The organism is Acinetobacter indicus (genome assembly GCF_009914475.1).
In the GTDB taxonomy this organism is placed as follows: Bacteria; Pseudomonadota; Gammaproteobacteria; order Pseudomonadales; family Moraxellaceae; genus Acinetobacter; species Acinetobacter indicus.
Genome location: NZ_CP045198.1, coordinates 244,210 through 270,192 on the forward strand (window position 1 = coordinate 244,210; position 25,983 = coordinate 270,192).

Annotated in this window: 28 protein-coding genes; 11 read left to right on the top strand and 17 right to left on the bottom strand. The window is 47.1% G+C overall.

The window, feature by feature from the left end; genetic code table 11:
* Positions 1-13: 13 nt before the first annotated feature.
* The 4 genes from GA693_RS01645 to sdsA form a co-directional block, all read right to left on the bottom strand.
* Positions 14-1,279 (bottom strand): efflux RND transporter periplasmic adaptor subunit, encoded by a 1,266-nt coding sequence (locus tag GA693_RS01645; protein WP_005176086.1) that lies wholly within the window; start codon positions 1,277-1,279, stop codon positions 14-16.
* Positions 1,280-1,308: 29 nt separating this feature from the next.
* Positions 1,309-1,923 (bottom strand): phosphatase PAP2 family protein, encoded by a 615-nt coding sequence (locus tag GA693_RS01650; RefSeq protein ID WP_005176089.1) that lies wholly within the window; start codon positions 1,921-1,923, stop codon positions 1,309-1,311.
* A gap of 152 nt (positions 1,924-2,075) precedes the next feature.
* Positions 2,076-4,127 carry a site-specific recombinase gene (locus tag GA693_RS01655; protein ID WP_160241549.1) on the bottom strand — a complete coding sequence of 684 codons (2,052 nt, stop codon included), beginning with the start codon at positions 4,125-4,127 and terminating at the stop codon, positions 2,076-2,078.
* An 18-nt stretch (positions 4,128-4,145) separates the two neighbouring features.
* Positions 4,146-5,123 carry an All-trans-nonaprenyl-diphosphate synthase gene (gene sdsA, locus GA693_RS01660; RefSeq protein ID WP_104470409.1) on the bottom strand — a complete coding sequence of 326 codons (978 nt, stop codon included), beginning with the start codon at positions 5,121-5,123 and terminating at the stop codon, positions 4,146-4,148.
* 445 nt (positions 5,124-5,568) lie between these two features.
* Here sdsA and rplU point away from each other — a divergent pair, with 445 nt between their 5' ends.
* The 7 genes from rplU to GA693_RS01695 all read left to right on the top strand — a co-directional run bounded on the left by rplU (position 5,569) and on the right by GA693_RS01695 (position 12,079).
* Positions 5,569-5,880 (top strand): 50S ribosomal protein L21, encoded by a 312-nt coding sequence (gene rplU, locus GA693_RS01665; protein WP_005176105.1) that lies wholly within the window; start codon positions 5,569-5,571, stop codon positions 5,878-5,880.
* 19 nt (positions 5,881-5,899) lie between these two features.
* Entirely contained in the window at positions 5,900-6,151 is a 252-nt protein-coding gene (gene rpmA / locus GA693_RS01670) for a 50S ribosomal protein L27 (protein WP_005176106.1), read from the top strand.
* A gap of 218 nt (positions 6,152-6,369) precedes the next feature.
* Entirely contained in the window at positions 6,370-7,062 is a 693-nt protein-coding gene (gene lolA / locus GA693_RS01675; RefSeq protein ID WP_160241548.1) for an outer membrane lipoprotein chaperone LolA, read from the top strand.
* A gap of 582 nt (positions 7,063-7,644) precedes the next feature.
* The gene (locus GA693_RS01680; RefSeq protein ID WP_160241547.1) at positions 7,645-8,505 is read left to right on the top strand and encodes an RsiV family protein; all 861 of its coding nucleotides are present in this window, start codon (positions 7,645-7,647) and stop codon (positions 8,503-8,505) included.
* Between the two features lie 119 nt (positions 8,506-8,624).
* Entirely contained in the window at positions 8,625-9,896 is a 1,272-nt protein-coding gene (gene serS / locus GA693_RS01685) for a serine--tRNA ligase (protein ID WP_016659896.1), read from the top strand.
* Positions 9,897-9,977: 81 nt separating this feature from the next.
* On the top strand, positions 9,978-11,360 hold the full coding sequence (gene cysG, locus GA693_RS01690) for a siroheme synthase CysG (RefSeq protein WP_160241546.1): 1,383 nt from the start codon (positions 9,978-9,980) through the stop codon (positions 11,358-11,360).
* A gap of 239 nt (positions 11,361-11,599) precedes the next feature.
* A complete protein-coding gene (locus GA693_RS01695) occupies positions 11,600-12,079 on the top strand; it encodes a tRNA (cytidine(34)-2'-O)-methyltransferase (protein WP_005176117.1) in 480 nt (159 codons plus the stop codon).
* Between the two features lie 154 nt (positions 12,080-12,233).
* Here GA693_RS01695 and GA693_RS01700 read toward each other — a convergent pair whose 3' ends face one another.
* From GA693_RS01700 to rpoD, 6 genes are all read right to left on the bottom strand, one after another.
* Complete coding sequence (locus tag GA693_RS01700; RefSeq protein WP_005176119.1) at positions 12,234-13,631, bottom strand: APC family permease; 1,398 nt, start codon at positions 13,629-13,631, stop codon at positions 12,234-12,236.
* Between the two features lie 270 nt (positions 13,632-13,901).
* Positions 13,902-15,086: an iron-containing alcohol dehydrogenase gene (locus GA693_RS01705; RefSeq protein WP_160241545.1), complete on the bottom strand. Its 1,185-nt coding sequence runs from the start codon at positions 15,084-15,086 to the stop codon at positions 13,902-13,904.
* A gap of 1 nt (position 15,087) precedes the next feature.
* Positions 15,088-15,621, bottom strand: coding sequence for a hypothetical protein (locus tag GA693_RS01710; RefSeq protein ID WP_160241544.1), 534 nt, complete (start codon positions 15,619-15,621; stop codon positions 15,088-15,090).
* An 81-nt stretch (positions 15,622-15,702) separates the two neighbouring features.
* Positions 15,703-16,362 carry a lipoyl(octanoyl) transferase LipB gene (lipB, locus tag GA693_RS01715; protein WP_005176127.1) on the bottom strand — a complete coding sequence of 220 codons (660 nt, stop codon included), beginning with the start codon at positions 16,360-16,362 and terminating at the stop codon, positions 15,703-15,705.
* Between the two features lie 139 nt (positions 16,363-16,501).
* The gene (locus tag GA693_RS01720; RefSeq protein WP_005176130.1) at positions 16,502-16,789 is read right to left on the bottom strand and encodes a YbeD family protein; all 288 of its coding nucleotides are present in this window, start codon (positions 16,787-16,789) and stop codon (positions 16,502-16,504) included.
* 99 nt (positions 16,790-16,888) lie between these two features.
* Positions 16,889-18,781 (bottom strand): RNA polymerase sigma factor RpoD, encoded by a 1,893-nt coding sequence (gene rpoD, locus GA693_RS01725; RefSeq protein WP_127799634.1) that lies wholly within the window; start codon positions 18,779-18,781, stop codon positions 16,889-16,891.
* A gap of 374 nt (positions 18,782-19,155) precedes the next feature.
* On the opposite strand from rpoD, the gene GA693_RS01730 reads away from it, so the two are divergent.
* On the top strand, positions 19,156-19,362 hold the full coding sequence (locus GA693_RS01730) for a PA3496 family putative envelope integrity protein (protein ID WP_005176134.1): 207 nt from the start codon (positions 19,156-19,158) through the stop codon (positions 19,360-19,362).
* 69 nt (positions 19,363-19,431) lie between these two features.
* Positions 19,432-19,956, top strand: a complete 525-nt coding sequence (locus tag GA693_RS01735; RefSeq protein WP_005176137.1) for a YecA/YgfB family protein — start codon at positions 19,432-19,434, stop codon at positions 19,954-19,956.
* A 60-nt stretch (positions 19,957-20,016) separates the two neighbouring features.
* Here the strand turns inward: GA693_RS01735 and GA693_RS01740 are convergent, their stop codons facing one another.
* The 5 genes from GA693_RS01740 to trhO form a co-directional block, all read right to left on the bottom strand.
* The gene (locus GA693_RS01740; protein ID WP_016659900.1) at positions 20,017-20,577 is read right to left on the bottom strand and encodes a glycine zipper domain-containing protein; all 561 of its coding nucleotides are present in this window, start codon (positions 20,575-20,577) and stop codon (positions 20,017-20,019) included.
* Between the two features lie 293 nt (positions 20,578-20,870).
* On the bottom strand, positions 20,871-21,278 hold the full coding sequence (locus tag GA693_RS01745) for an ABZJ_00895 family protein (protein WP_160241543.1): 408 nt from the start codon (positions 21,276-21,278) through the stop codon (positions 20,871-20,873).
* A 39-nt stretch (positions 21,279-21,317) separates the two neighbouring features.
* On the bottom strand, positions 21,318-21,932 hold the full coding sequence (locus GA693_RS01750; protein WP_160241542.1) for a DedA family protein: 615 nt from the start codon (positions 21,930-21,932) through the stop codon (positions 21,318-21,320).
* A 74-nt stretch (positions 21,933-22,006) separates the two neighbouring features.
* Positions 22,007-22,309, bottom strand: coding sequence for a hypothetical protein (locus GA693_RS01755; RefSeq protein WP_005176151.1), 303 nt, complete (start codon positions 22,307-22,309; stop codon positions 22,007-22,009).
* Between the two features lie 209 nt (positions 22,310-22,518).
* A complete protein-coding gene (trhO, locus tag GA693_RS01760) occupies positions 22,519-23,451 on the bottom strand; it encodes an oxygen-dependent tRNA uridine(34) hydroxylase TrhO (RefSeq protein WP_005176153.1) in 933 nt (310 codons plus the stop codon).
* Between the two features lie 199 nt (positions 23,452-23,650).
* Here trhO and GA693_RS01765 point away from each other — a divergent pair, with 199 nt between their 5' ends.
* Together GA693_RS01765 and GA693_RS01770 are read left to right on the top strand one after the other, a co-directional pair.
* Positions 23,651-24,142, top strand: a complete 492-nt coding sequence (locus GA693_RS01765; RefSeq protein ID WP_160241541.1) for a DUF1289 domain-containing protein — start codon at positions 23,651-23,653, stop codon at positions 24,140-24,142.
* Between the two features lie 49 nt (positions 24,143-24,191).
* Positions 24,192-24,809 carry a LysE family translocator gene (locus GA693_RS01770; protein WP_171261342.1) on the top strand — a complete coding sequence of 206 codons (618 nt, stop codon included), beginning with the start codon at positions 24,192-24,194 and terminating at the stop codon, positions 24,807-24,809.
* Between the two features lie 70 nt (positions 24,810-24,879).
* Here GA693_RS01770 and panD read toward each other — a convergent pair whose 3' ends face one another.
* Positions 24,880-25,260, bottom strand: a complete 381-nt coding sequence (gene panD / locus GA693_RS01775; protein ID WP_075167216.1) for an aspartate 1-decarboxylase — start codon at positions 25,258-25,260, stop codon at positions 24,880-24,882.
* Positions 25,261-25,394: 134 nt separating this feature from the next.
* Positions 25,395-25,979: an aminoacyl-tRNA hydrolase gene (pth, locus tag GA693_RS01780; RefSeq protein ID WP_016659905.1), complete on the bottom strand. Its 585-nt coding sequence runs from the start codon at positions 25,977-25,979 to the stop codon at positions 25,395-25,397.
* Positions 25,980-25,983 lie beyond the last annotated feature (4 nt).

A 25,983-nucleotide genomic window follows, 5' to 3' on the forward strand; every position in this document is an offset into this window, starting at 1 on the left:
TGAAGTCTACCCCTTATGTATTTGAAGTAGCTTTTTGTTCAGCTTGAGCATCCGCCTGATCTGCTGGTTGTTTTGCTTTATCTGATGCAGCAGGTTGCTGGGCACCTTGTGGCGCGGCAGCTTGCGGTTGATATGGTTTGGCTACCACTTTCTGTTCCGGCTTGACTTTGGCAATACCTTCTACAATAACTTTATCGCCAGTTTGCAGACCTTCAGTCACAATCCAGTCTTTACCCTGAATACCGGCTGTGGTCACTGGACGTGGTTCAACCACACCTTTGGCATTGACCAGCATCGCCATGGCCTGACCGGTTGGGGTACGGGTAATGGCAGCTTGTGGAATCAGCACGGCATTTGGAATTACCCCTTGCACAATCTGTGCAGTGGCAAACATGCCTGGCAATAACAGATGGTTTGGATTCGGGAATACTGCACGTAAAGTCACGGTACCCGTATCCGGATTAACGCTGGCATCGGAGAATGCCAGACGGCCTTCAACCGGATAATAGCTACCATCTTCCAGTTTCAGCTTGACTGTGGTGTTGTTACTGCTGTTTAAATCACCTTTACTCAGCTGCTGGCGTAAACGTAGCAGTTCAGCACTCGACTGGTTGATATCCACATAAATCGGGTCCAGACGCTGAATGGTCACTAACGGTTCCTGCTGGCTGGCAGTCACTAATGCACCTGCCGTCACGGTAGAACGGTTGGTCTGACCTGAAATTGGTGCACGTACGGTTGAATAACCCAGGTTAATTTCTGCATTGCGCAGTTCGGCACGGGTGGCCGCGACATCTGCTTCAGCCAGTTTCACCTGCGCCACAATGTCATCATATTCCTGTTTGGAAATGGCATTGCTGCCCACCAATTGACGATAACGGCCTTCTTTGACACGTAAAACGTTCAGATTGGCCTGCTGACGTGCCAATGCTGCACGGGCACTATCTACCGATGCACGGTTGGTCCGTGAATCAATTTCATATAAGGCCTGACCTTCACGTACATAGCTGCCTTCGGTAAACAGACGTTTCTGCACCACACCGCTGGTTTGCGGGCGAACTTCAGAAATTTCAAAGGCAGTGGTACGGCCGGAAAGTTCAACAGACTGCTCGACACTTTGTGGCTGTACAACAATGACCCCAACTTCTGTTGGAGGCATTTGCTGCTGGGCTGCAGCTTGCTGCGCATCATTTGGATCTTTGCTACAACCCACAAGCGCGATGCTTGTGGCCAATGCGCAAGCAGTGAGGGCAGGGGCCCAAAGCTTTGCAGACATCATTCTTCCACCTCAATTAGATTTTTATCTATCTAAAAATTATTCATTGGTTTGCGCTGGCTGTACTTGATCAAGATCAGATAGAGCAGCGTGATCCAGATAAAACTTATGCTCCAGCCTGACAGGACATCTGAGGGAAAATGTACGCCAAGATACACTCTTGAAATTCCCATCAGCAACATCCACATAACAGCACATATTACAATGGCTTTATGTGCGGGATGTTGCATTGACACATAAATTGCAAGACAGCCCAGCGTTGCGGCATAAAAACTGTGTGCGCTGGGAAATGAGGCACCATAGCTATTGACCAGATGATACATTTCTGGCGGGCGCTCTCTTGCAATCAGATACTTGAGTATCCAGGCAGTGGCAAAACTCCCCATCAGTCCAATGCTGACCAGCACGATATTTGCATATTCCTTCTGCCTGGCCAGATACAGACACCAAAGACTGGATAAAAATAATACAAATGGCATGCCACCAACGACAGATAATCCCGTCATTAGTGAATTCAACATCTCGTTACGGTGCTGGCTGAACCAGTCTACAATTGCCGAATCAAGGGCAGTGAGCGCTGGAACATAAAGCATTAACACGCTGAAAAAACACAACAAACCACCGAGATAAAGCAAAAAATTAGGCATGCCGAAATCCTGGTTAGTTTAGCTGATCCGAGCGCAGTCCGGTAATGGATTAAAGTGTACTCGCCAGTACACTTCATTTCAAGCCTGTATAAATTATGCTAATTTCTTTTTCAATTCTTTTTAACACATGACAAAATAAATTAACAAATTCCTTAATGATGACCCTTGGCCGGGCCAGATTGTTCTTCAACTTCAACAGGTTGCTTCGGTGGCCAGAAAAAGTCACTGGGCCGGGTCAGGAAATGGGTCATGACCAGTTTGGCCAATGGCTTCCACTGTTCAAAACGTACCCGACGTGCGCGCAGGGCCACAATAATGGTGAGGGTAAAGCTGACAAATAAGTTGGTCAGGCCAATTAACAGTACACCCAGGAAAGACACAATAATCAGGCCAATTTCCGGACTACCGTTGACGTTCATCAAACCCTGAATAAAGTTGGCCGAGGCAAAGGCAATATGCCGGATATCTAAAGGCAGACCCAGAATATAACCAATTGTGCCCATACTGCCGAGCATAACCCCGAACAGGAAATTACCGGCCAGTGCGCCCAAGTTCCGTTCAATATAGGCGGCAAAACGGTCCAGCCGTTCCTGACTCATCCATTTTTTCAGTTTGGCATGCGCCTGTAGCCGTGGCCCGACTTTGCGATACACCGCCATATTATCGAAGTAACCGGCAATCAGGCCCGATAAAAACAGACATACCCCGGCAATGGCTGCGTGTGGAATTGCCAGAGAGGTAAACGGATTCAGGTCATGCAGCATTTTACTGGCTTTGGCATGGTTCATTAAAGGTTCATGCAACGCCGCATCCCACATAAAGGCAATTAGGGCGGCCACCGGAATGGCAATCGAGATATTGCCCAGAATGGCAATAAACTGGGTCCGGATAATATTGATAATCAGCGCGGCCAGCTCGGCAATTTGCGCCATTTTCGAGCCTTTGCGATGCTGTACGGTCGAAGCCAGTGCGGCAGCGGTCATCGCCGGCTGTTTGGTGGCCACAGTAAAGTGCAGCACATGAATCAGCATAAAGCCCAGCGAGTAGTTCATGCTGTTAATAAAGGCCTGCATCAGCGGCGCCAAGGTTAAACGTGCCGCCAGCACCTTAAGGGTGGCCATGGTGGCAATAATCACCCCGGCCCCGGCAGCCGATTTATACATTTCCAGAAAGCCGGCCTTGTCGGTACTTACATAATGTTCACCGGTTTTACTGGCATTTTCAGTCACCTGCAAGGCCATCAATTCACTGTTGGTAGCCAGCAGGGAGCGGACACTGCGTTCGCTATACAGCGCGGTGGTAATATCGACCAGTAGCTCGCCCATGGCGCTATAACGCACATCATCTTCTTCAACAATCAGGTTCAGCAGCAGTTCAATCCGGTCCAGACACTGTTCCAGTAAGGACAGCAAATAGGTCAGGCTGACACTGACCCCAATCCGTTTGGTGGCCCGGCGAATTTTATGGCTGACGTTACGGCACTGGTCAATCATTACCAGCGCCTGTGAGGCATCCGGTGGAATTACCGCTTCAAATTTGTCGGCACTTTGATGCAGGTTTTTATACTGCACAATGAAATCGTTGATTTCACGGTTCTGCACTAAAAATGGTGATTCGTATTCGGTCAGTTCCGGATGGGCATTAATAAATTCCGGATATAAACCAATCCCGCTGACCCGATAGGACAGCACGGTAATGGCTTTAATGATTTCCTGACGAATCAGTTTTTTATCATCCTGATTACGATGGCCCTGATTCAGCAGGCGAAACAGCTGCTGCCACTGCTGATCTTCAATATCATCCAGCCAGTATTTATCACTGCGCTGATGGAAAATGCGGCGCAGCAAGTCCTGCAGCTGGCTCTGATCATTAATCAGCGGTAAAAAATGCGCCCCTAGGCGCTGGAACAGCTGGCTCCAGAAACCATCTAAAGACAGGATGCCGGTATCGGCATACAGGCTGGTCTGTTTGTACTGGCTGATTAAGCAGAGCACAAAACTTTGTAAGGTATTGGCGGCATTGGGCGTAATCAGCAGGGCATGTAAAAAGGCCTGAAACTTTTCTTGTATTTCTTCGCTATTTTCGGTGTTGGCTGGTCGAATGCGGTTGACCAGCTCAATGAGCAGTTGCTCGTCAAGATCAGCGGGCGTGGTTTCCAGCTGATCCTGCATGTTCAGGAATAGGTCATAAAATTTTATATGCATAGGCAAGGATGAAGCTATTTATTGAATTCGGTGCAGGGCCAGCTTGGCCAGATTGACCAAGGCCTGACGATAGATTGTATCTGGCAAGGCATTTAAGGCCGCAATTGCGGCTTCGGTTTCTTCCGTGGCACGTTGCTGGCAATAATCCAATGCACCTGACGTCTGTACAATCTCGATAACCTGCGCCAATTCGGAGGTTCCACCCGTAGCAATACTGCGGCGGATAATTTCATGTTGCGCACCACTGGTATTTTTCAGGGCGGCAATTAAAGGCAAGGTCGGTTTACCTTCCATCAGGTCATCGCCGATATTTTTACCCAGGGTTTCGGCATCTGAGGTGTAATCCAGAATATCGTCAATGATCTGGAAGGCATTACCAAAATGGCCGGCAAAGACACGTAACGGTTCACGGTATTCCGGCTTGCCGGTTAAAATGGCGGCACCTTCGGTGGCCAGTTCAAACAGGCGCGAGGTTTTGCCGTGAATAATATCTAAATACGTCTGTTCGGTGGTGTCCGGCTGATGCTGTGATTGCAACTGTAGTACTTCACCTTCGGCAATTTCACAAGTACCGGTCGAGAAATCTTTTAGCAAGGTCATGTTGTTTAAATCGACCAGCAGGTCAAAGGCACGTGAAATCAGGAAGTCACCGACCAATACGGCGGTCTGGTTATTCCAGGTGGCATTGGCGGTTGGACGGCCACGACGCAAGCCAGATTCATCGACCACATCATCATGCACCAGGGTTGCGGTATGCAGCATTTCAATAATCGCCGCCAGTCTGCGCGCCTGTTCCAGATCTTCTGCGCCGCAGGCTTTGGCCGCCAGTAAGCACATGATCGGACGCATACGTTTGCCGCCGGCTTCCACCACATGCTTGCTGACCGCCATAACCAGTGCGACTTTTGAGGTAATGCCTTCATTAATAAACTGATCCATCGCGGCAAAATCGGAAGCAACAGGCGCGAGAATATCTTGCTTAAAGTCGATGGTCATGTGAAGGAGAACCTCAATTGTGTCAAGTAACAACGATATAGTGTAACAATGAAAAACGTCTGGACAGGAAATCTGCAATCTGCGGTGCGGCCATTGTGGTTGTCGTTATGAAGTACGAGGCAATGGTCTGCTTTCCTGTTCGTGCTGGCGCTGATGGCCTCCCGGTGACAGGCAGCGGTGATAGCATCAGCATGCTGGCGTTTTCGATTCTAACAAGCAATTTGATTAGATCAATGAAAAATGTAGGGTTTTGACCATTTTTGTTGCTTTTCGTTGCATGTTTATAAAATAAACAGCCGGCTGATGCAATATTTTGGCTAAATCTCTTGTTGTTTGCAGCGTTATCCCTTAAAATCTCTGCCCTTGTATAACCCCAGTGGCGTTCGTTTTAAGATCGGTATATCCCTTTACCGGCACGACGACACGGGCATGTTTGGAGTACATTATGTACGCAGTAATCCAAAGCGGTGGTAAACAGCACCGTGTAGTTGAGGGTGAAACCCTTAAAGTTGAATTATTGAAAGCTGAAACTGGCGCAACTATTACGTTTGATGACGTATTAATGCTTGTAAACGGTGATAGCATTCAAATCGGTGCTCCAGTTGTAGCTGGCGCTAAAGTAACTGCAGAAGTGGTTGGCCATGGCCGTCACGACAAAATCCGCATCATCAAAATGCGTCGTCGTAAGCACTACCGTAAGCAACAAGGTCACCGTCAATGGTTCACCGAGTTGAAAATTACTGGTATTTCAGGCTAATCACTAGGAGTAATGAGACATGGCATCTAAAAAAGCCGGTGGTTCTACTAAGAACGGTCGTGATTCGAATCCTAAGATGTTAGGTGTTAAAGTTTACGGTGGTCAAACTGTAACTGCAGGTAACATCATCGTTCGTCAACGTGGTACAGAATTCCACGCTGGTGCAAATGTAGGTATGGGCCGTGACCATACTTTATTTGCTACTGCTGACGGCGTAGTAAAATTCGAAGTGAAAGGTCAATTTGGCCGTCGCTACGTATCTGTTGAATAAGATTCAATAGAACAAAAACCCACAGTCTTCTGTGGGTTTTTTTATGCATGTCGCATCGGGAAAGAGAGCAACCCTGATCTTCATGATGATGGATAAAAAAGAACATTTGATATTAATAAACATACAAAACTTCTTATTTTCTCTAAATTTAGGCACTTTATTTGGTTTAAGATGAGTCCATGAATACATTGCGATATGCAACAATAAAAGGTGAATCTATGAAAATGCTTCGTCAAACCATGTGTGCTATGGCATTGGGTGCTGCAACGCTGGCACCAGTGATGAGTACGACTGTGTATGCTGCGCCTGTGGCAGCATCGGAGCAGCAAGCCACTGCCAATCTGGTCAAACAATTGAGTCATATTAAAAGTATGACCGCCAACTTCGAGCAGACCACCAAAACCAGTGGCAAAGCGCCTAAAAACAAGGGCCTGACTGCCCAGCATATGAATCAGGAATTTAAAGGCATAATGAAAGTGGCGCGCCCGGGTAAATTCTATTGGGAAACCACCAGTCCGGCCAAACAGACCATTGTGACCTCAGGGAAAACCGTCTGGATTTATGACCCGGACTTGCAGCAGGCCGTGCGTCAAAACCTGGATGAGCAGGTTGCCAATACGCCAGCACTGTTATTATCGGGCAATACCAACCAGATTATGCAGTCATACCGGGTGACCCAGCCAAACAAAGGCAAAACCTATTACACCCTGTATCCAAAAAGTGATGACGGTGCTTTCCAGAGTCTGACCATCAGTTTCGGTGCCAACAAAGCACCAAGCCTGATGATTCTGGAAGATTCTTTAGGTCAAACCACCTATGTACGTTTTAACAATGTGAAGGTGAACCCGAACATTGCCAACTCGACCTTTAATTTCACCCCGCCAAAAGGCACAGATATTATTGATCAATAAGGGATGATGATCATTTCTTAAAAAAGATTTTATCTGTGAAAGCAAAAACATAAAGGAGCCATTTTAATGGCTCCTTTATTTTTAGGTGAATAATCGTCCAATGGTAGGATTGAACGGAAAGTCAATTGAGCGAGTTGAGCCATGCGGACATGCATGAAATGGCAATAAAAATTGCCCTCCCTGAAAATGGTTAAAAATTAACCAAAAATAAGGGTTAACCAGAATCACGGCTGATCTGTCTGCTTTTGCTCTGTGAAAGAATCCACAATTTCTGTGGATAAATCTTGGGATAATTTATTTTTCCCGTTGAATGGGCCGCAGATGCACGATTAGGGTGCAGTCAGAATTTGATTTTATTTTAAAATTATCATTATGAATTTTAATGGAATATTATAAATTTTGGTATGTACCGCTGCGGATGGTTTTTGGTTGATTTTTCATTTTTTATCGCAGGTTACAGAACTGCTCTAGGATCGAACAGCAGGAGTTTTATATAGTGGTAAATAGCTAAATTGAGCGTATACAACGCCTTTGCGGGGTGAAAACTGCTGAAAATTGCAGCATGAACATAGGGGAAATGCAATGCAACATCTGAAATCAAATCTGCTCACCACGACCATCGCACTGACCACGGCATTAATGTTAAGCGCCTGTCAGCCGAAGCAGGATGCCGCACCTCAGGTGGAGGCCGAGCAAAGTCAGACTCAGGCAGCTGCCATTCCCGTGATTCAGGCCAAAGTGGTGCCGGTGGAACTGAAACAGCAGCAGCGCTGTGATGAAGAGGGCTGTACCGAATACGATATTCAGACGGTCAATACCAATGTGCCGTGGATCAATGCGTATTTTATGCAGCGGATTAAAAAGGCTGACCCGATTGCATTTAGTGAAGATGCCGCTTCTACTGCGTCAGCATCGTCAGCATCGTCAGCATCGTCAGCATCGTCAGCATCGTCAGCATCGTCAGCATCGTCAGCATCAGAGGCCAATAGCACAGAGGAGCCTAACCGTCTTAGCCTGAGTTCTACCTATGTACGTTATATTGGCCAGCATGGCCGTCTGGCTACCTTTAGCATGCAAAGCTATAGTTATCCGGCCGGGGCGGCGCATGGTATGCATCATCAGGAATTTGTGACCTTTGATTTAAACAGCAAGAAACGTCTGGCCTTGCAGGATATTCTACTGCCGAATAGTGAAGCCAAACTAGTACAAGAACTGTTTAACCATAATTACAACTGGCTGAATGAGCACGACATCCAGCGTGACAAACTGCGACTGAGTGACAATTTCTATTATGGTGCCAATGGTCTGGTGTTTGTCTATCCATTGTATGAGCTGGCTTCCTATGCAGAAGGCATGCCGGAACTGGAGCTGCCGTATTATGCGGTGGACAAACTGATTAAAGCTGAATATCTGCCAAGTTTGCCGAAGTATCCGGCCCAGTAAATTGTGAAAAAACTGCGCCAGATTGCTGTAATAAGCCCCAGCCGTGAAGCGGATTACTGTATTTTTTAACCCGAAGCGCTTACACTATAGCCAGTTTTTTTCTTTACAAAAGATTGGCTATGATCGACCCGAAATTACTCAGAAATAATATTGAGGCTGTAAATTTAGCCTTGGCAAAACGTGGTGTGCAACTCAATGTAGAAGAATGGGCATCATTGGAAGCTCGCCGTAAAGAAATCCAGTCCAAAACGGAAGCTCTACAGGCCGAGCGTAATGCCGGTGCCAAACAGGTCGGTCAGATTAAAAAAGCCGGTGGTGATGCTTCAGAAATCATGGCACGTATGTCAGCCATTGGTGATGAAATTAAAGCAGCCGAAGTGGCTTTAAATGAATTACAGGCGGAAATTGAAACCAAATCACTGACTATTCCTAACCTGCCACATGAATCTGTGCCGGAAGGTAAAGATGAAGCCGATAACGTGGAAATCCTGACCTGGGGTACACCACGCGAATTTGATTTTGAAATCAAAGATCATACCGACTTAGGCGAATGGATGGGTGGTCTAGAATTTGAAACCGCGACCAAGCTGACCGGTTCTCGCTTTAGCGTTTTAAAAGGGCCATTGGCGCGTCTGCAACGTGCTTTAACCCAGTTTATGCTGGATACGCATACCCTGAAAAATGGCTATACCGAAGCCTATGTACCGTACCTGGTCAATGCCGATTCTTTACGTGGTACCGGTCAATTACCAAAATTTGAAGAAGACCTGTTTAAGCTGCAAGGTGAAAAAGAGTTCTATTTAATTCCAACCGCGGAAGTGCCAGTCACCAACTTTGTCCGTGACGAAATTATTGATGCGGACCGTTTACCGCTGAAATATGCTGCGCATACCCCATGTTTCCGCAGTGAAGCTGGTTCTTATGGTCGTGATACGCGTGGTTTAATCCGTCAGCACCAGTTTGATAAAGTAGAAATGGTGCAAATCGTTAAACCTGAAGATTCTATGCAGGCACTGGAAGAGTTGACCGGTCATGCAGAAGGCATTTTGCAGGCGCTGGGCTTGCCGTACCGTAAAATCATCCTGTGTGGTGGTGATATGGGCTTTGGTGCGACCAAAACCTATGACCTGGAAGTGTGGGTGCCAAGTCAGAATACCTATCGTGAAATTTCTTCGTGTTCCAACATGGGGGATTTCCAGGCGCGTCGTATGAAAGCGCGTTATCGTGCTGACCAGAAGAAAACTGAATTTGTCCATACCTTGAATGGTTCAGGTCTGGCGGTTGGACGCACCTTATTGGCCGTGATGGAAAACTATCAGCGCGCGGATGGCTCAATTGAAGTGCCTGAAGTGCTACGTCCGTACATGGGTGGTGCAGAATATATCGACTAAATTCAGGTCGATGTACAGGATGCACCAATTTGTGCACAAAATTTGCTTAAGACAATCAGAACTAAATTACTGAGGTAGTGTGTGGATATTTTTCCAATCTCGTTAAAGTTGCAACAGCAACGCTGTCTGATTGTCGGTGGCGGCCATATTGCCTACCGTAAAGCCGGTTTACTGCAAAAAGCAGGCGCTATTATTGATGTGGTGGCGCCGGACATTGATGCCGCTTTACTGGAACTGGTTCAGCAGAGCCAGGGGCATTATGAGGCTGCTGCCTTCAATACTGAAATTCCGCTGCGCCAGTATCGTCTGGTGATTGCCGCCACTGATGATGCAGCAATCAACCGTCAGGTGTTTGAGGCTTGTGAAGCTGAAAATGTGCTGGTTAACAGTGTCGATGATCCGCCACATTGCCGCTTTATGGTGCCGGCTATTGTCGACCGTTCGCCTTTGCTGATTGCAGTGGCCACGAATGGTGCATCACCGGTGTTGTCGCGCCAGATTCGCACCCAATTGGAAACCAGTATTCCGCATGGCATGGGCAAACTGGCGAGTTTTTCCGGTCAATGGCGTGCTGCGGTTAAGGCCAAAATCCAGAATCCGGATGAACGCCGGATTTTCTGGGAAAACCTGTATGCCAGTCCGCTTAAAGAGCAGGTCTTTAATGACAATCTGCAAGAAGCCAATCGTTTGATTGAGCAGGCCTTGCAGGAATGGACCACGCCAAAAGGCGAAGTGTATCTGGTCGGTGCCGGTCCGGGTGATCCGGAGCTGTTGACCTTAAAAGCACTGCGCTTGATGCAGCAGGCCGATGTGGTGATTTACGACCGTCTGGTGTCTGATCCGATTATGGAGCTGTGCCGCCGCGATGCTGAAAAAATCTATGTCGGGAAGGCGCGCTCCAACCATGCTGTGCCACAAGAGGGCATTAATGCCTTGCTGGTCAAATATGCGCAGGAAGGTAAACGTGTCTGCCGTTTAAAAGGCGGGGATCCGTTTATTTTTGGTCGTGGCGGTGAAGAAATTGAAGAACTGTTTGCTGCAGGTGTGGCTTTTCAGGTGGTGCCGGGCATTACCGCAGCCTCGGGTTGTTCAGCTTATGCCGGTATTCCTTTAACCCATCGCAACTATGCGCAAAGCGTACGTTTCCTGACCGGGCATTTAAAAGAAGGTTCACCGGAACTGCCGTGGAGCGAGCTGGTCTATGAAAACCAGACTCTGGTGCTGTATATGGGACTGGTGGGACTGGAAAAAATCTGCCAGAAACTGATTGCCCATGGCCAGCGTCCGGATATGCCAGTGGCCTTGGTGTCTAAAGGCACCACACCGGAGCAGAAAGTGGTGGTCGGGACTTTGGCGGATATTGCATCTAAAGTTACTGAACATCAAATTCAGGCACCCACTCTGACCATTATTGGTGAAGTGGTGAAGCTGCGCGAACAACTGCAATGGCATGAGCGAGGATAAAGCAACACAACGTGTTGCCCGAGCGCAAGACGAAGGCTATGCCTGAGTAAAGAGGATAAAGCAACGCACTGCGTTGCCCGAGCGCAAGACGAAGGCTGCGCCTGTCAAGTGGCAGCTATGATGAATCATGGTTGCCGGAGATGCAAAAGGGCAATACTGCGTAGCGCTTTAACCCTGACAGCATCCTTGTCCCATCAAGAAAGTTTAATTGCTTAAATCAACCAGATAGTGAGTAAAAAGTGATCCACGTTGTGTTATATGAGCCTGAAATTCCTGCCAATACCGGTAATATTATCCGGCTTTGTGCCAATACCGGTGCTCAGTTACATCTGGTCAAGCCCCTGGGTTTTGAGCTGGATGATAAAAAGCTGAAACGTGCCGGTCTGGATTACCACGAATGGGCACGGATGCAACTGTGGGATTCAATTGAAGACTGTCTGGCCAATTTGGCCAGCAAAGGCATAGGCGTGGATGCGGTGTATCCATTAACCACCAAGGGTACAGAAACCCCGCATACTTCGGATTTAAACCGTCCTGTGGCCTTGTTGATGGGACCAGAAACCCGCGGTTTGCCTGAGCATGTGCGTTTGATGTTCCCACAAGAGCACTGGATTCGCTTGCCGATGGCAGAAAACTCCCGCAGTCTGAACCTGTCAAATGCCACAGCAGTTATTGTTTATGAAGCCTGGCGTCAGCAGGGTTTTCAGCCTTTAAGCTAGGGCAGATCATCGCGAAGAATAAAAAAACAGGATCACTGATCTTGGTTTTTTTATCGCTATTTATTTTTTCAGTGAGCAGGATCAAGCCGTCAAAACTTGACCTGAAACGTAGAAACAAAAAAGGTGCCGAAGCACCTTTTTAAATGACTTAAACTTAGAGTTTATCGTCAAATTCATTGTGTTGTGGCGCAGGGTGTTTAAAGCCTTTGGTTTTATAACCCAGGTATAAAATACCGGCCATTGCCCACCATAAACCATATTTCAATGATGTTTCATCAACCTCAAGCCACAGTGCAAACACCGCGATAAAACCACAAAGCGGCACCACCACAAAGTTCAGAATATCTTTAACGTTGCGGGTACGTCCATCACGCAGCGCATAGCGTGAAATGACTGACAGATTGACGAAACTGAATGCAGTCAGGGCACCAAAGCTGATCAGGGAAATCACGAAATCCAGATCCATAAAGCCTGCAGTTAAGGCCACCGCACCGACAATCAGAATGTTATAAGACGGTGTGAAGTTACGTGGGCTGATATGACCAAAGATTTTCTTGTTGATCACGCCATCACGGCCCATCACGTACATCAAACGGGATACACCGGCATGTGCAGAAATACCCGAAGCCATCACCGTTACAATTGCGAAGGTCAGTACATAGGACTGGAACAGTGAACCACCCACCAGCATCAGAATTTCTGGCTGAGTTTCAGCAATATTCTTGAAGTAGCTGCCCGGTTCATTCGGGAAGTAAATCTGCATGAAGTAGGTGCTGACAATAAAGATGATCCCGGCAATTAACGCAGTCAGGAAAATCGCTTTTGGCAGGGTCTTTTCGGTATCTTTGGTTTCTTCTGCCAGCGAGCTTAAGGAGTCAAAACCGGTGAAGGAGAAGCACAGTAAGGTAGCACCGGTAATCAGCGCACCGACTGAGGTCAGCTCATTCCAGAACGGTTCCAGGCTCCAGAGCTGATAACGCTGTTCGGCACTAATCGGGCCATCGGCATTAAAACCGGCCTGCAGTTTGGTAAATACCATCCAGGTAAAGATCGCGATGACCAGAAGCTGGATAAATACGATCAGACTGTTGAAGTTGGCGACAAAACGCGCACCACGCAGGTTGATGCCGGTCATAAACGCGGTCAGTACAATGACCCAGACCCAATGATTAACATCCGGGAACAGCGCTTCCAGATAAATCACGGCCAGAATAATATTCACCATTGGCGACAGCAGGTAGTCGAGCCAGGATGACCAGCCCACCATAAAGCCAACATTGGGGTGAATGGATTTCTGCGCATAAGTATAGGCAGAACCCGAAGATGGGTAGCGGCGAATCATGTGACCATAGCTTAACGAGGTCAGCAAGATTGCAACCAAGGCAAAAATATACGAGGTGGGTACATGAAAATGACTTTCTTCCGATACTAAACCGAAAGTGTCAAATAAGGTCATTGGCTGAATATATGCTAAACCAATAATAATGATGTGCCAGAGCCCTAGCGTTTTTTGCAGTTTAGCTGCCGATTGAGTCCCAGAGATATTTGTCAACGGCGTTATCCTCTTAATCGTTGATCAAGGATCAGTCATGTTCCTAAGGATCGTTTGAGACGAACGATCCCCCCTATCAATAAAACAAAAGTCCGCCAATCTACTCCAAAATGGTTGCTTTTGTCAGTAACTTTTTCAGAAATTTTTAGCAGAAAATATGCCAATCATCTGAATAAATAAGAACTTTTTCTTGGGTATAGTAAAAGCCTGATGCTTAAAAAAACATCAGGCTTCTAGAAATTTTGGCTATATTCGCCTATTTGCTGGAAATTACCAAGCCTTTTTTAAGATAGATTTCAAATCTTCCAGACTGGCTTCTTTCGGGTTGTAAATGATCGAGCCATCGTTTAGGGCTTTTTCGGCCACTTCATCTAGCTGTGCTTCTGTAACCTTGCCGGTTTCACTCAAGGTGCGTGGCAATTTGGTCATGGCATACAGACGGTCGCGCATGGTCAGCAGGGTAGCAATGGCTTTATCGGCACGCAGATGCGCCGGAGTCTGGGCATAAATATCCGGGCCGGCCAATGGCAGCAGCAGTTCGGCAATTTTGTCGCCATTGACATCTTTGTTGTATTCCAGCACATAGGGTAAGAACAGGTTCATGCACAGTCCATGCGGCAGATGAGCCACTGCACCTAAGGCATGCCCGAGGGAATGTACCAGACCCACCATCGAATTGGAGAAGGCAATACCAGCCATGGTCGAGGCCTGTGCCAGTTCCAGACGGCCATAGGCATCGCTTGGATTGTCCAGCACTTTAAACAGGTTATTGCTGATTTTCTTGATCGCGGCGGTGGCATAGGCATCCGAAATCGGATTCGAGGCCATGCAGCTATAAGCTTCAACCGCATGGGTCATGGCATCCATAGCTGTCATTGCCGTTAAATGCGGTGGCAGGGTCTGGGTCATGCGCGGGTCCAGAATCGCGGCATGCGGCATCAGGTAATAAGAGGCGAATGGCATTTTGACATTCTTTTCAGTATCTGACACCACCGCGACCATGGTGACTTCTGAACCGGTGCCTGAAGTGGTCGGAATCACGAAGAAGGGCTTTAATGGTTTTGGCAGATTGTGCGCACCGGAATATTTCAGCAGGTCATCGCCGCCTTCCGTCACCAGAATATTGGTAGCTTTAGAGGTGTCAATCACCGAACCGCCGCCGACAGCAATAATGGCATCACAGTTGTGGTCACGATACAGCTGCGTGGCTTTACGTACCGTGTCCAGACTTGAATCCTGTGGCACATCATCAAAAATATAGCCAATTTCAGCATCAGTCGATTCAAAAGCCGCTTCAACCGGGGCCAGCAGGTTGTTACCACGGACGCCTTTGTCGGTAATGATCAGCGGGCGTTTCGCACCTAAAGTCACCAATTCAAACGGAATGTGTTCCAGTGCGGCATTGCCGGCAATGACTTTGACTGGACAAAAAAATTCGTAATAAGGCTTCGCCATGTTATGCACTCCGTTGGAAATAGGACTGAGCCACTTTCAGGTAAATATGGGCAGCTCCGCTGAGTTTTTCTTTTAAGTTAAGTTCGGATGGGTATTGTTTGACGGCCAGCTCTGCCAGCAGTTTAGGCAAAATCAGGGCTTCCATTTTGTTCAGGCAACGCACCAGACGAATGGCATAAGACAGGTCACCATCGGCAATCATGCGGTCATGGGCAAAGGCCTGTGCCGTACTTTCCTGAAACGAGAACACCAAAAAGGCATGGGTCAGATGCTTGAAGGTAATGACCAGATCGGGTTTGCCATCCAGTTCAGGCAGCAGTTCGAGCTGATGATCTTCAGTCACCCGGGCAATGAACGCAGGTCCATTGGGAAACACTTTCATGGACAGGATAAAATTTGCGGGAAACTTTGCAACTTCCTGTTTTATTTCTTGATCGACCTGGCTTGCCATCACCAGACCTCTGCCAATCACATCCATCATGAGTTTGACATAGGCCTGTTGCAAAGCGGGCTTCACGGTTTTGCTTGAAATCACTCGCTGAGTCCCTTTGTTAACATCTATTATTGGGTTTAGAGTAAATACTCTAATTTATTTCTTATTCAAAAGTAAAGTCATTTAGGCTTGAATGGTTTGAACCTCACTAAAGTAACCACTGTGCTCTAAAGTTTCAATGATATCTCGGCATAAAGTTTCAAACGATGGATAGTCTGGGACTAAATCCTGAATGCGCACCATTTCCAGACCGGCATACCCACAGGGGTTAATGGTTTGAAAACCACTCAAATCACAGTCAATATTCAGCGCTAGTCCATGGTAACTACGGCCTTTGCGGATTTTAAAGCCCAATGAGCCAATTTTACGCTCCGCGACATAGACACCCGGCGCATCTGCTTTGGCATAAGCTTCAATACCATATTTTTTGAGCAGCGCAATCATCAGGTTTTCGGCATACGATACCAGCGTGCGGACATTCCAGCCCAAACGGTTCAGGTCAAACAGGAAATACGCCACCAGCTGGCCCGGACCATGCCAGGTCACCTGTCCACCACGGTCGGTTTGTACCACCGGAATATGGCTGGGAATCAGAATATGTTCTGCCTTGCCGGCCTGACCTTGGGTCAGCACCTCATGATGCTGCAAAATCCAGAGCTCATCGGGGGTATTGGCATCACGCTGTTCAGTCAACTGCTTCATCTCTAAAAAGCGGTCTTGATACGGTGTTAATTGCGAATACTGGCGAATAATGAGGGTCGGTTTTTGAAGCGCATCGGTCACAGGCTGCGTCCTTAAAAATGAAATCTGCTGATGTGAATTATAATGATTCAGAATAGGAATAGGAGTGTGCCTGCTTTAAATTACTGCGCTTGCACGGCACGCCATAAAAAAACACGCATGAAGCGTGTTTTTTTGAAACTTAAAGCGCGGTTTTAATCAGCGGGCAGGCAGCTAAATCGGCATAGACCGCATGCACCTGTTCCAGCTCCTCGAAACGCAGCTGTGCGGTAATCGAGTGGTATTTACCGGTACGCGACGGGGTCACGGTCATTTTGTCGCCATCAAAGTCCGGGAAGTGTTTCACGAAAATATCGTTCACCGCTTGACGCAGCTCTGCACCGGCCAGACCAATCAGTTTAATCGGGTAATCCATCGGAAAAACCCAAAGATGCTCTTGTAATTCACGAGAGGGAGTGCGGTCAATCATAATTACCTCAAAAGATTGAAAAACGCCTGCAAGGCGCAGGCGTTTTGGCATTGCTACTTAAATGGGGATGGATTGATCCCAATTCAAGCCGCTGCTGACTTAGTCGTTTTCCAGGAATGAACGCAGGTGTTCAGAGCGGGAAGGGTGACGTAATTTACGTAAGGCTTTGGCTTCAATCTGACGGATCCGTTCACGGGTCACATCAAACTGCTTACCGACTTCTTCCAGAGTATGATCGGTTGGCATATCAATACCAAAACGCATTTTCAGGACTTTGGCTTCACGTTCAGTCAGGTTTTCCAGCACTTCGCGTGTTGCTTCTTTTAAGCCTTCTGAAGTCGCTGCATCGACTGGAGAGGTGATGTTGCTGTCTTCAATAAAGTCACCCAAATGCGAATCTTCATCATCACCAATTGGCGTTTCCATGGAAATCGGTTCTTTGGCAATTTTCAGGACTTTACGTACCTTCACTTCGTCCATTTCCAGACGTTCACCGAGTTCTTCCGGTGTCGGTTCGCGGCCCATTTCCTGCAGCAACTGACGAGAAACACGGTTAATCTTGTTAATGGTTTCAATCATGTGTACCGGAATACGGATGGTACGTGCCTGATCGGCAATCGAACGGGTGATCGCCTGACGAATCCACCAAGTCGCATAAGTCGAGAACTTGTAACCACGACGGTATTCAAACTTGTCTACCGCTTTCATCAGACCGATGTTACCTTCCTGAATCAGATCCAGGAACTGCAAGCCGCGGTTGGTGTATTTCTTGGCAATCGAGATCACCAGACGCAAGTTGGCTTCGACCATTTCTTTCTTGGCGCGACGTGCTTTGGCTTCACCCACCGCCATACGTTTGGCAATGTCTTTAATGTCTTTAACATTCAGACCCAACTCTTTTTCGATGTCGGCAATTTTTTGCTGGAAGGCCAGTACGTCAGGACGCACTTTTTCCAGGTAGCCTTTCATCTCTGCAGGAGCTTTGGCAATCTGTTCGTCTAACCATGCCGGATTAGATTCCTGACCCGGGAAAGTCGTACGGAACTGGGTACGGTCCATACGGCCACGACGTACTGCATAACGCATTACTTCACGCTCTGCTGCACGAATCTGGTCATGCGTGCCACGAATCATTTCTGAAATAATATCAAACAGGCGCGGCGCAAATTTGAACATCATGAACACGCTGGCCAGAGCCTGTAACGCAGCTTCCGCTTCTTTGCTGTTACGGCCATGCTTTGCAATGACGTCTTTGGTGTTTTTCCAGGCTTCAGTCAGCTCGGCAAAACGTACTTTGGCAATTTCAGGGTCCGGACCAGAATCCGCTTCAGAATCATCATCCGATTCTGACTCTTCTTCTTCATCGTCGTCATCAAGTTTGACATCTTTGGTTTTGGTGCTCTTGCTGCTCGATTCTTCTTCATCGTCGAGCACGGCTTCATCTTCCAGCACTTCCGGAATTTCTTCATCGGTTTCAGGATCTAAGTAACCTGAAAGCAGATCGGCCAGGCGGCGTTCGCCATTTTCATAATCTTTGTATTCTTGTAGAACCACTTCAACGGCATTTGGCCAGTACGCAATTGAATGCAGCACATCACGGATGCCTTCTTCAATACGTTTCGCGATACTAATTTCGCCTTCTCGCGTTAACAGCTCAACGGTCCCCATTTCACGCATATACATACGCACAGGGTCCGTGGTACGGCCAGGCTCATTTTCTACAGAAGCCAGTACTGCCGCTGCTTCTTCTTCAGCGACTTCATCTGCAGCTTCTGTGGTGTCTTCGAACATCGCATCATCAGATTCAGGTGCACGTTCATGCACAGGAATGCCCACGTCCTGAAGCATCTGGATGATGTCTTCAATCTGTTCGCTTTCCGTGATTGAGTCTGGGAGATGATCGTTAACCTCGGCATAAGTTAGGTAACCTTGCTCTTTGCCTCGGCTAATCAGAGCCGCTACTTGCGAAGTAGGGGAAGTCATATCGCTCATCTTTGCTTACTCTTCGTTGAATCTGTGGCAGTGAAAAACCGTGCATGATAGCACAATTTGCTGTAAAAGTTTCTGATTTGATCAATCAAGCATGATTTTATAAAAATGTTTGAAAGCAAAACTGAATAGGAATATGGGGCATCTTGCCCGGTTTTCAAGTCTGGCATCCGTTTTGTCCGCGAAATATTCTTGTCATATGCTTTAAACTATACTTATTCAGATAAGGTCTTCATAAATACACAAATTTTAGCGCGAAATACAAGCCAAAAATAGTCGGGAAAAACAAAAAATATAAATAAAACTTGACAACTTTTTCAAAGGCAGATAAATAGCGGCTAAACCCATTCACATTTTTTCATTCTGAGGTAGTTTTAGTGTCTTCAACAGATTTTGAACTAGATGATAACTACGGTGATGATGATGTCAGCTTCGATGAAGCGGCAGGTAAAATCAGTGCGAAAGAATCGTTAGAAAAACGTCGCCTGATTGATGATCTGCTGGCACAGCGTCGACTGGAGCGTGATCTCAAGGATTTTGATTATGACTTCGACGAAGATGATTTTGACGACGAAGATGACTGAAATTTGGGTTCAGTAAAGTCTTCGGAAAATGCTATGCTATACCTTGTATAGACGATTTTTGGATTTAAGATGAGTGCTTTAGATTTAGACCTGTTGAGTGAATATCTAGATGGTGACCAGAACGAATACGGTCTAGATTTTGCTGCCACTCATGGTTTTTTGTGTGCCATTGCAGTCGGCCCGCAATTTGACCAATGGCTGGATGAACTATTTGAAGGCAACCAGAAAAAAGTGCCGGCAGAAATCGTAGCGCAGGTGAAAACCTGGCTCGAATCCATTCGTCAAAACCTGGCCAATGAAGAAGGCATCGAATTTCCATTCGAAATTGAAGAAGCAGATGTAGAATCGAGCTTGGGCGACTGGAGTGTGGGCTTTGTGGATGCCATGTTCCTGAATGAAGAAGCCTGGTTCACGCCAGAATTTGAAGAACAGCTGGTAGATCTGACTTTACCAATCATGGTGTTTAGCGGCATTGATGAAGAAGACCCGCAAATGGAAAGCTTCCGTCGTAATGGTCAGTTAATGGATGAGCTGGCGGAAGAAATTCCGGACAACCTTAATGAACTGTATTTGATGTATCACACTCCAAACTGATGCAAACCGAATAAATAAAAAAACACCTCCTCGGAGGTGTTTTTTTATAGCCGGATTACATTAGCGGGTCATACGGTTCCAGGCATCACGCACCGCATGTTTGGCATCTTCCCAGGCCAAACGGGTATCGCCCTTGGTGGACTCCCATTCGCTGCGTAAATCGGGTTCTACATCTTCAAAGCGTGTACCCGGTTCATAGCGTGAGCGCTGGGCATAACCGACCCGATAGGCGGCCTGATAATCGCGCTCATAGCTTAAGTCCGGATGTGTGTTTTGCAGGCTGGTATAGTAAGGCTGGCTCTGGCTGTGTTCACGCCAGTAAATATCTTCATCACCTTCGGTCGGGTTTTCGGCTTCTGCAGCGGTTTTACCAACCAGACCGCCCACCACGGCACCAATGGTACCTCCGACCACTGCGCCAATCGGGCCGGTGGTGGCCCCGACTGCGGCACCTGTAGCTGCACCGCCGACCGCACCGACACCGGTGCCTACCGGATGGGTGCCGGTTTCACCGGTTTTCGGGTTGGCATTCAGCTGTTGCTGCTGCTGTTTTGGCAGCTGTTTGACCTGTTCGCGTTTTTGTTCCTGCTGGCGCTGGGTTTCTATTTCTGGATTCGTCATGTCTGCATCCTCTTGGGTCTGATGATGATCTAAGTAAAATGAATCAAAAAATTAAGATCAAGCGGATCTCTTGAGGTTTAACTTAGATCAGACAGCACCTAGCGCGGGCAGGAGAATTGCACCTTTCACGTTAAGATAAATAACTTATGTCGGTTTCTGGTGACGAAAAGCAGGGCTTACTTACATACGGTTAAATTTTCTATGCAGATGCGCTGTCCGGAAGTCACCCATCTGCACGAAAGAATTTACTTCAGGATAATTTGATTTAACAGTGTCTGAAAATCGACTAACTATTACTGTTTGGCGCAATAAGCGGCATACCAGACGTAGGCGGCATAAAATACCGCACCATGGATGGCGACCATACATAGCATCAACACTGCCATGAGGGCCAGTCCCATTTTCTCAGCCGATTGAATAATCTGCTCTGCATAGGGGTTCATCAGCACCATAAAAAAGATAAACAGGCTGCCAATGATGATGGTCACGGCACTGCTGCCCCAAATCAGCTGAATTCTTTCATCTGAGGTCGGCAGGCGTTTTTCACGTTTTACAAAATGTTTGGCATTGATCAGCGCGACCACCACCAGTGTTGGAAAAAGGGTTAATACCCCAAGATTTAAACCATAAACTAGAACCATGGTCAGCAGGACCAGCGCAATGCTGTAGACCGCAGCCAAATGCAGCAAATAGTGTTTCATTGAATCCCCAAGTTTGGCCTGTAGCTCGGCCAATGCACATCACGAAGCGCGTTTACGCATATACCTACGGTATAGAATCCAGCCGATAATCGCAATCACAATTGCAATAATGACATAGCCGACCTGGCTAAAAATTTTCTGCATCAGCGCCTGATTTTCGCCAAAATAAAACCCCACCGCAGCCAGAAAAGTGGTCCAGATGATGGTGCCGAGGCTGCTGTAGAACATGAATTTCCAGAAGGGCATCCGGCTCATGCCGGCGGGAATACTAATTAAAGAGCGTACCGCCGGAATCATGCGTCCGGCAAAGACAATGCGATGCCCATACTGCTCGAACCAGTCCAGTGATTTTTTGACATCGGCCGATTTTAGGAACAGGTATTTTCCGTAGCGGTCGACAAAGCGGAAAATCGCATCATGTTCGAATTTATAGCCGACCAAGTACAGCAAGGCCGCGGCCAGTAGCGAACCGAAACAGCCGGCAACCACGACACCAACAAACAGTAATTCACCTTGTGAGGCCGAATAACCAGCAGAAGGCATAATAATTTCGGAAGGAATAGGGGGGAATACGTTGTCCAGAAACATAAGCAGGGCAATACCGAAGTAGCCCAGCTGTTCCATAATGGAAATAATCCATTCGGTCAGGTTCATAAAGTCAAGAAGGCCTAAAAATTAGACCTTCATGCTAAAGAGGATTGGTTTTTCAGTAAAGAGCTGAAACGTAACTAAAAATCTTCCTCAGCGGTATGCGACAGGGTGTGCACATAGACTTTTCGAAGCCCATACGCCACCAGCAGCGGCAAGACAGCGACAATCAGGTAACCACTCCAGATATTGGAAAGGTGATAGGCAATAAACATTGCCAGAATCGCGCCGAGCACGGTGCCAAACCCCACAATAAACAAGTGTGAACGCTGTTCAAGCTGCTGTTTCAGGTGGTGCAATTGCAGATCTTGCTGCTGATGCGCTCGTTGCAGTAAGGCAGTACGGAATTGGTGTTTATAGCGTGTTGTTATCGTTCTTTGCATAAGTCAATCCTTGTCCATGGGTGAGAATCTGTACGTCAAAATAAAACTGCATTGTTTTTGTTGTGATTTGGAGTTTAGCCTAAGCATGATTGGCTTCTGTTAGTACCAGAGGGTGCTTTGGTATTGAATTGATTCTGGTATGTGAATAGACGTAAAAAAAGCCCTATAAATAGGGCTTTTTGTAAAATTATTTGTACTGGTTTACATTATTACAGACGTTTGCGTTTTGCCGCTGCAATCTGAGATTGACGCATACGGAAGCCGGCTTTCTGTTTTTCTGTGGTTTTATCAATACAGTATTTACAAGATACGCCGTGTTCATAGCTTGGTTCTGCCACTTCTTCTGGCAGTAAAGGCCAACCACAGGCATGACACTTGGTATTTTGACCTTCTTCCACACCATGCGTAACCGCAGTACGACCATCAAATACGAAACATTCACCTTCCCACAGGCTTTCTTCTGCCGGGGTTTCTTCGAGGTATTTCAAAATACCGCCTTTCAGATGATAAACTTCCTGGAAGCCTTCTTGTAGCAATAACGAAGTGGATTTTTCACAGCGAATCCCACCGGTACAGAACATGGCAATTTTCTTGTCTTTGTGCTGTTCCAGTTCTTTTTTCACATAGTCTGGAAATTCACGGAAGGTTTCAGTTTGTGGATCAATCGCGCCTTTAAAAGTCCCGGCCTTGTATTCATAGTCATTGCGGGTATCAATTAAAATTACGTCATCACGTGCAATCAGTTCGTTCCATTCTTTCGGGTCCAGATAATGGCCGACCAGATCACGTGGTTTGACCTCTACACCCAAAGTCACAATTTCTTTTTTCAGCTTGATTTTCATTTTACGGAAAGGCTTGTCGGCGCTGTGCGACTCTTTATATTCCATCGCGCTAAAGCCTTCGTTTAAAAGAAACTGATGTACCTGATCAATGGCTTCGCGGTCGCCCGCCACCGTACCATTAATCCCTTCACCCGCCACAATGAGAGTACCGCACAGGTTGATGCTATTTACCAAGTCTAAAAGACGTTGTTGTAGATCCGCAGGATCTTGAACTTCTTTGAATTGATAAAGTGCGGCAACAACCCAACCAGAGGTCGCTTGCTGTTCTACAGGTGCAAGCTGTTCTACAGTAGCGTTCATGGAGTACTCCAATGTGATATAAAAAATTTGAGGGGCATATTTTAGCGTGAAAGTGCCCAGATAGCGAGAAATCCAGAACAGAAATATGGTTTTAAATCTGCGATAGAGTCGGCTATGATGCCTATCCTCGCCTATGATTTTACCAAAAGTAATACGGCCGCATTCAGGCCGGCATTACTGCGCTTTTCTGGAGTATATTTTGAGTACGGATCGTCGAATCGCCTCATTGACCCCGTGTGCAGGCCGCTGCTCTACGGTATTTGGTGATTCAGTGTGTCGTGGTTGTCGTCGTTTTAATCATGAAGTGATACGCTGGAATGGCTATACCTCCGAACAGCAAACGGCTGTCTGGCAGCGTCTGGATGCCCAGTTGGACCAGATTCTGGTACCAATGTTGCCATTTTCCCGTTTGCCGCAGGTAGAGCATTTTGTGCTGTCGAAGCGGGTGCGTTTACGTCCTGATGCCAGCGCAGGCCGCAAGTTATATCATGCGCTCAAGTTATGTGAAAAAAACAAGCATCTGGCCGATGACAGTGGCCTTGGCATTCAGGCCGCGCAGGTTAAACCACTGTGGCAGGAATTTGAGCGTCGGGTACTGGCACTGGCGACCGCGAGTTATGACCTGGCGTTTTTACGTGCCGATGGCATTAGCCAGCATTTATTAAAAGTCAGTCTGGAAGAGGATGACTAGTTTTTCATCCTAAGGTTTAAGCAAGAGTAGCGCAGGAGTACCACAGATGATCAATATGGCTGAATATCTGTTGTACTGTCTGGCGGTGGTGATCATGATTGCCACCCCGGGCCCGGTGATGATGCTGGTGATTGGTGCCGGACTCAAAGGGGGATACCGGCGGGCGTTTCAGACCATTGTCGGGACCAATTTAGCTTCTTTGCTGTTAATTGCCTGCTCGGTGCTGATTTTAAAAGGCATCTTCAATATTCAGGCCTTCTGGCTGGATTTAATTAAGCTGCTGGGCTGTGTCTATATTGCCTATTTGGGGGTGGACATTCTCAAGGAAAGCAGAGCTATTGCCGGACCGAAACTGGAGATGGCCAGCGCTGTAGGCGGATTTCGGCAGGGTTTTCTGGTCGGGATTTCCAATCCGAAAGATATTCTGTTTTTTAGTGCCTTTTTCCCGCAATTTATTCAGGTCACCAATCATTTTAATGACAGCTTAATCTTGCTGACCGCCAGCTGGATTGTGCTGGATTTTCTGACTTTATCCTTGTTGTATTTGGGTTTTTATCGTTTAACGCTATCACGCGGTTATCGGTCGGTGCTGGCGCTGTGCGGTGCTCTTTTAATTCTGATTGCGCTATATGGTCTGATTAGCACAGCAGGGCAGTATCTGTTTTAAATGATCCATGATCTAGATGCTATAAAAAAGCCCGCAATGTGCGGGCTTTTTCGTAGGATGATCTTAGGTCTTAAGCGACTTGTACCGGAATACAGTTGGCGGTGTGGCTCACGGTGTTGTCCGGGTTGGCATATACCAGACGTGGTTTATGCGCATTGGCTTCTGCTTCAGTGAAATCACCGAAAGTCGCAATAATGATGATATCGCCGACATCTGCCTGATGTGCTGCGCCACCATTGACTGAAATGATGCCTGAATTGTCTTCACCACGAATCGCATAAGTGGTAAAGCGTTTGCCGTTGGTCACGTTCCAGACGTGAATTTCTTCGTATTCGCGAATGCCAGCTAAATCCATAAGTTTGCCATCAATTGCACATGAACCTTCATAATGAAGTTCCGCATGTGTCACGAAAGCACGGTGAATTTTGCATTTTAATAAACGAGATAGCATGGCTAGCGTCTCCTTAGTGGACCTAAGATCTTTATCTTATGGTTGAATCAATCACTGCGACCGAATCAGCCGACGAGCGCATTTTGCGCCCAATTTTGCCAGATGGCAAGCAGGATTGTTCAACAATTATTAGGTTATTCGTTGGGTTTATAGGCATTAATCTGGTTCATGGCTTGCTGAATCTCACCATTGACCAGTAATTTCATGCGAGACAGCGCGTGGCTGAGGGCATCGTCCATCAAGCCTTGTTCCTGACTTGGGGCTTTGCTGAGCACATGACCGGAAACACGTTCTTTAGACCCCGGATGACCAATACCAATGCGTAAACGGTGGAAATTTGGACCGGTGTGTGGAACGATGTCACGTAAACCATTATGACCACCATGACCGCCGCCAGTTTTCAGGCGAATAATCCCCGGATTCATATCCAGTTCATCATGGGCAATCAGCATGGCTTCAGGTGCGATTTGATAGAATTTGGCGAAGGGCACAACACTTTGACCGGAACGGTTCATAAAGGTTGTTGGTAATAGCAGACGAACGTCCTGACCTTCAATATTACCGCGACCGCTGATGCCTTTGAATTTCGGATCAGCTTTTAAAGAGATGCCATATTGATCTGCAAGGCGTTCAACAAACCAGAAGCCTGCATTATGGCGGGTTTGGGCATACTCAGCACCTGGGTTGCCCAAACCAACAATCAGTGAAATATTTGACACTAAT

Excerpts from the sequence above, each read along its gene's own strand:
- GA693_RS01740 (WP_016659900.1), bottom strand. The coding sequence starts at position 20,577 with ATGACGAATCCAGAAATAGAAACCCAGCGCCAGCAGGAACAAAAACGC.
- GA693_RS01745 (WP_160241543.1), bottom strand. The coding sequence starts at position 21,278 with ATGAAACACTATTTGCTGCATTTGGCTGCGGTCTACAGCATTGCGCTG.
- GA693_RS01645 (WP_005176086.1), bottom strand. The coding sequence starts at position 1,279 with ATGATGTCTGCAAAGCTTTGGGCCCCTGCCCTCACTGCTTGCGCATTG.
- GA693_RS01655 (WP_160241549.1), bottom strand. The coding sequence starts at position 4,127 with ATGCATATAAAATTTTATGACCTATTCCTGAACATGCAGGATCAGCTG.
- GA693_RS01755 (WP_005176151.1), bottom strand. The coding sequence starts at position 22,309 with ATGCAAAGAACGATAACAACACGCTATAAACACCAATTCCGTACTGCC.
- rpoD (WP_127799634.1), bottom strand. The coding sequence starts at position 18,781 with ATGAGCGATATGACTTCCCCTACTTCGCAAGTAGCGGCTCTGATTAGC.
- rpmA (WP_005176106.1), top strand. The coding sequence starts at position 5,900 with ATGGCATCTAAAAAAGCCGGTGGTTCTACTAAGAACGGTCGTGATTCG.
- GA693_RS01720 (WP_005176130.1), bottom strand. The coding sequence starts at position 16,789 with ATGATTGACCGCACTCCCTCTCGTGAATTACAAGAGCATCTTTGGGTT.
- lolA (WP_160241548.1), top strand. The coding sequence starts at position 6,370 with ATGAAAATGCTTCGTCAAACCATGTGTGCTATGGCATTGGGTGCTGCA.
- panD (WP_075167216.1), bottom strand. The coding sequence starts at position 25,260 with ATGCTATCTCGTTTATTAAAATGCAAAATTCACCGTGCTTTCGTGACA.
- rplU (WP_005176105.1), top strand. The coding sequence starts at position 5,569 with ATGTACGCAGTAATCCAAAGCGGTGGTAAACAGCACCGTGTAGTTGAG.
- GA693_RS01680 (WP_160241547.1), top strand. The coding sequence starts at position 7,645 with ATGCAACATCTGAAATCAAATCTGCTCACCACGACCATCGCACTGACC.
- serS (WP_016659896.1), top strand. The coding sequence starts at position 8,625 with ATGATCGACCCGAAATTACTCAGAAATAATATTGAGGCTGTAAATTTA.
- GA693_RS01735 (WP_005176137.1), top strand. The coding sequence starts at position 19,432 with ATGAGTGCTTTAGATTTAGACCTGTTGAGTGAATATCTAGATGGTGAC.
- trhO (WP_005176153.1), bottom strand. The coding sequence starts at position 23,451 with ATGAACGCTACTGTAGAACAGCTTGCACCTGTAGAACAGCAAGCGACC.
- GA693_RS01705 (WP_160241545.1), bottom strand. The coding sequence starts at position 15,086 with ATGGCGAAGCCTTATTACGAATTTTTTTGTCCAGTCAAAGTCATTGCC.
- GA693_RS01650 (WP_005176089.1), bottom strand. The coding sequence starts at position 1,923 with ATGCCTAATTTTTTGCTTTATCTCGGTGGTTTGTTGTGTTTTTTCAGC.
- GA693_RS01750 (WP_160241542.1), bottom strand. The coding sequence starts at position 21,932 with ATGAACCTGACCGAATGGATTATTTCCATTATGGAACAGCTGGGCTAC.
- sdsA (WP_104470409.1), bottom strand. The coding sequence starts at position 5,123 with ATGACCATCGACTTTAAGCAAGATATTCTCGCGCCTGTTGCTTCCGAT.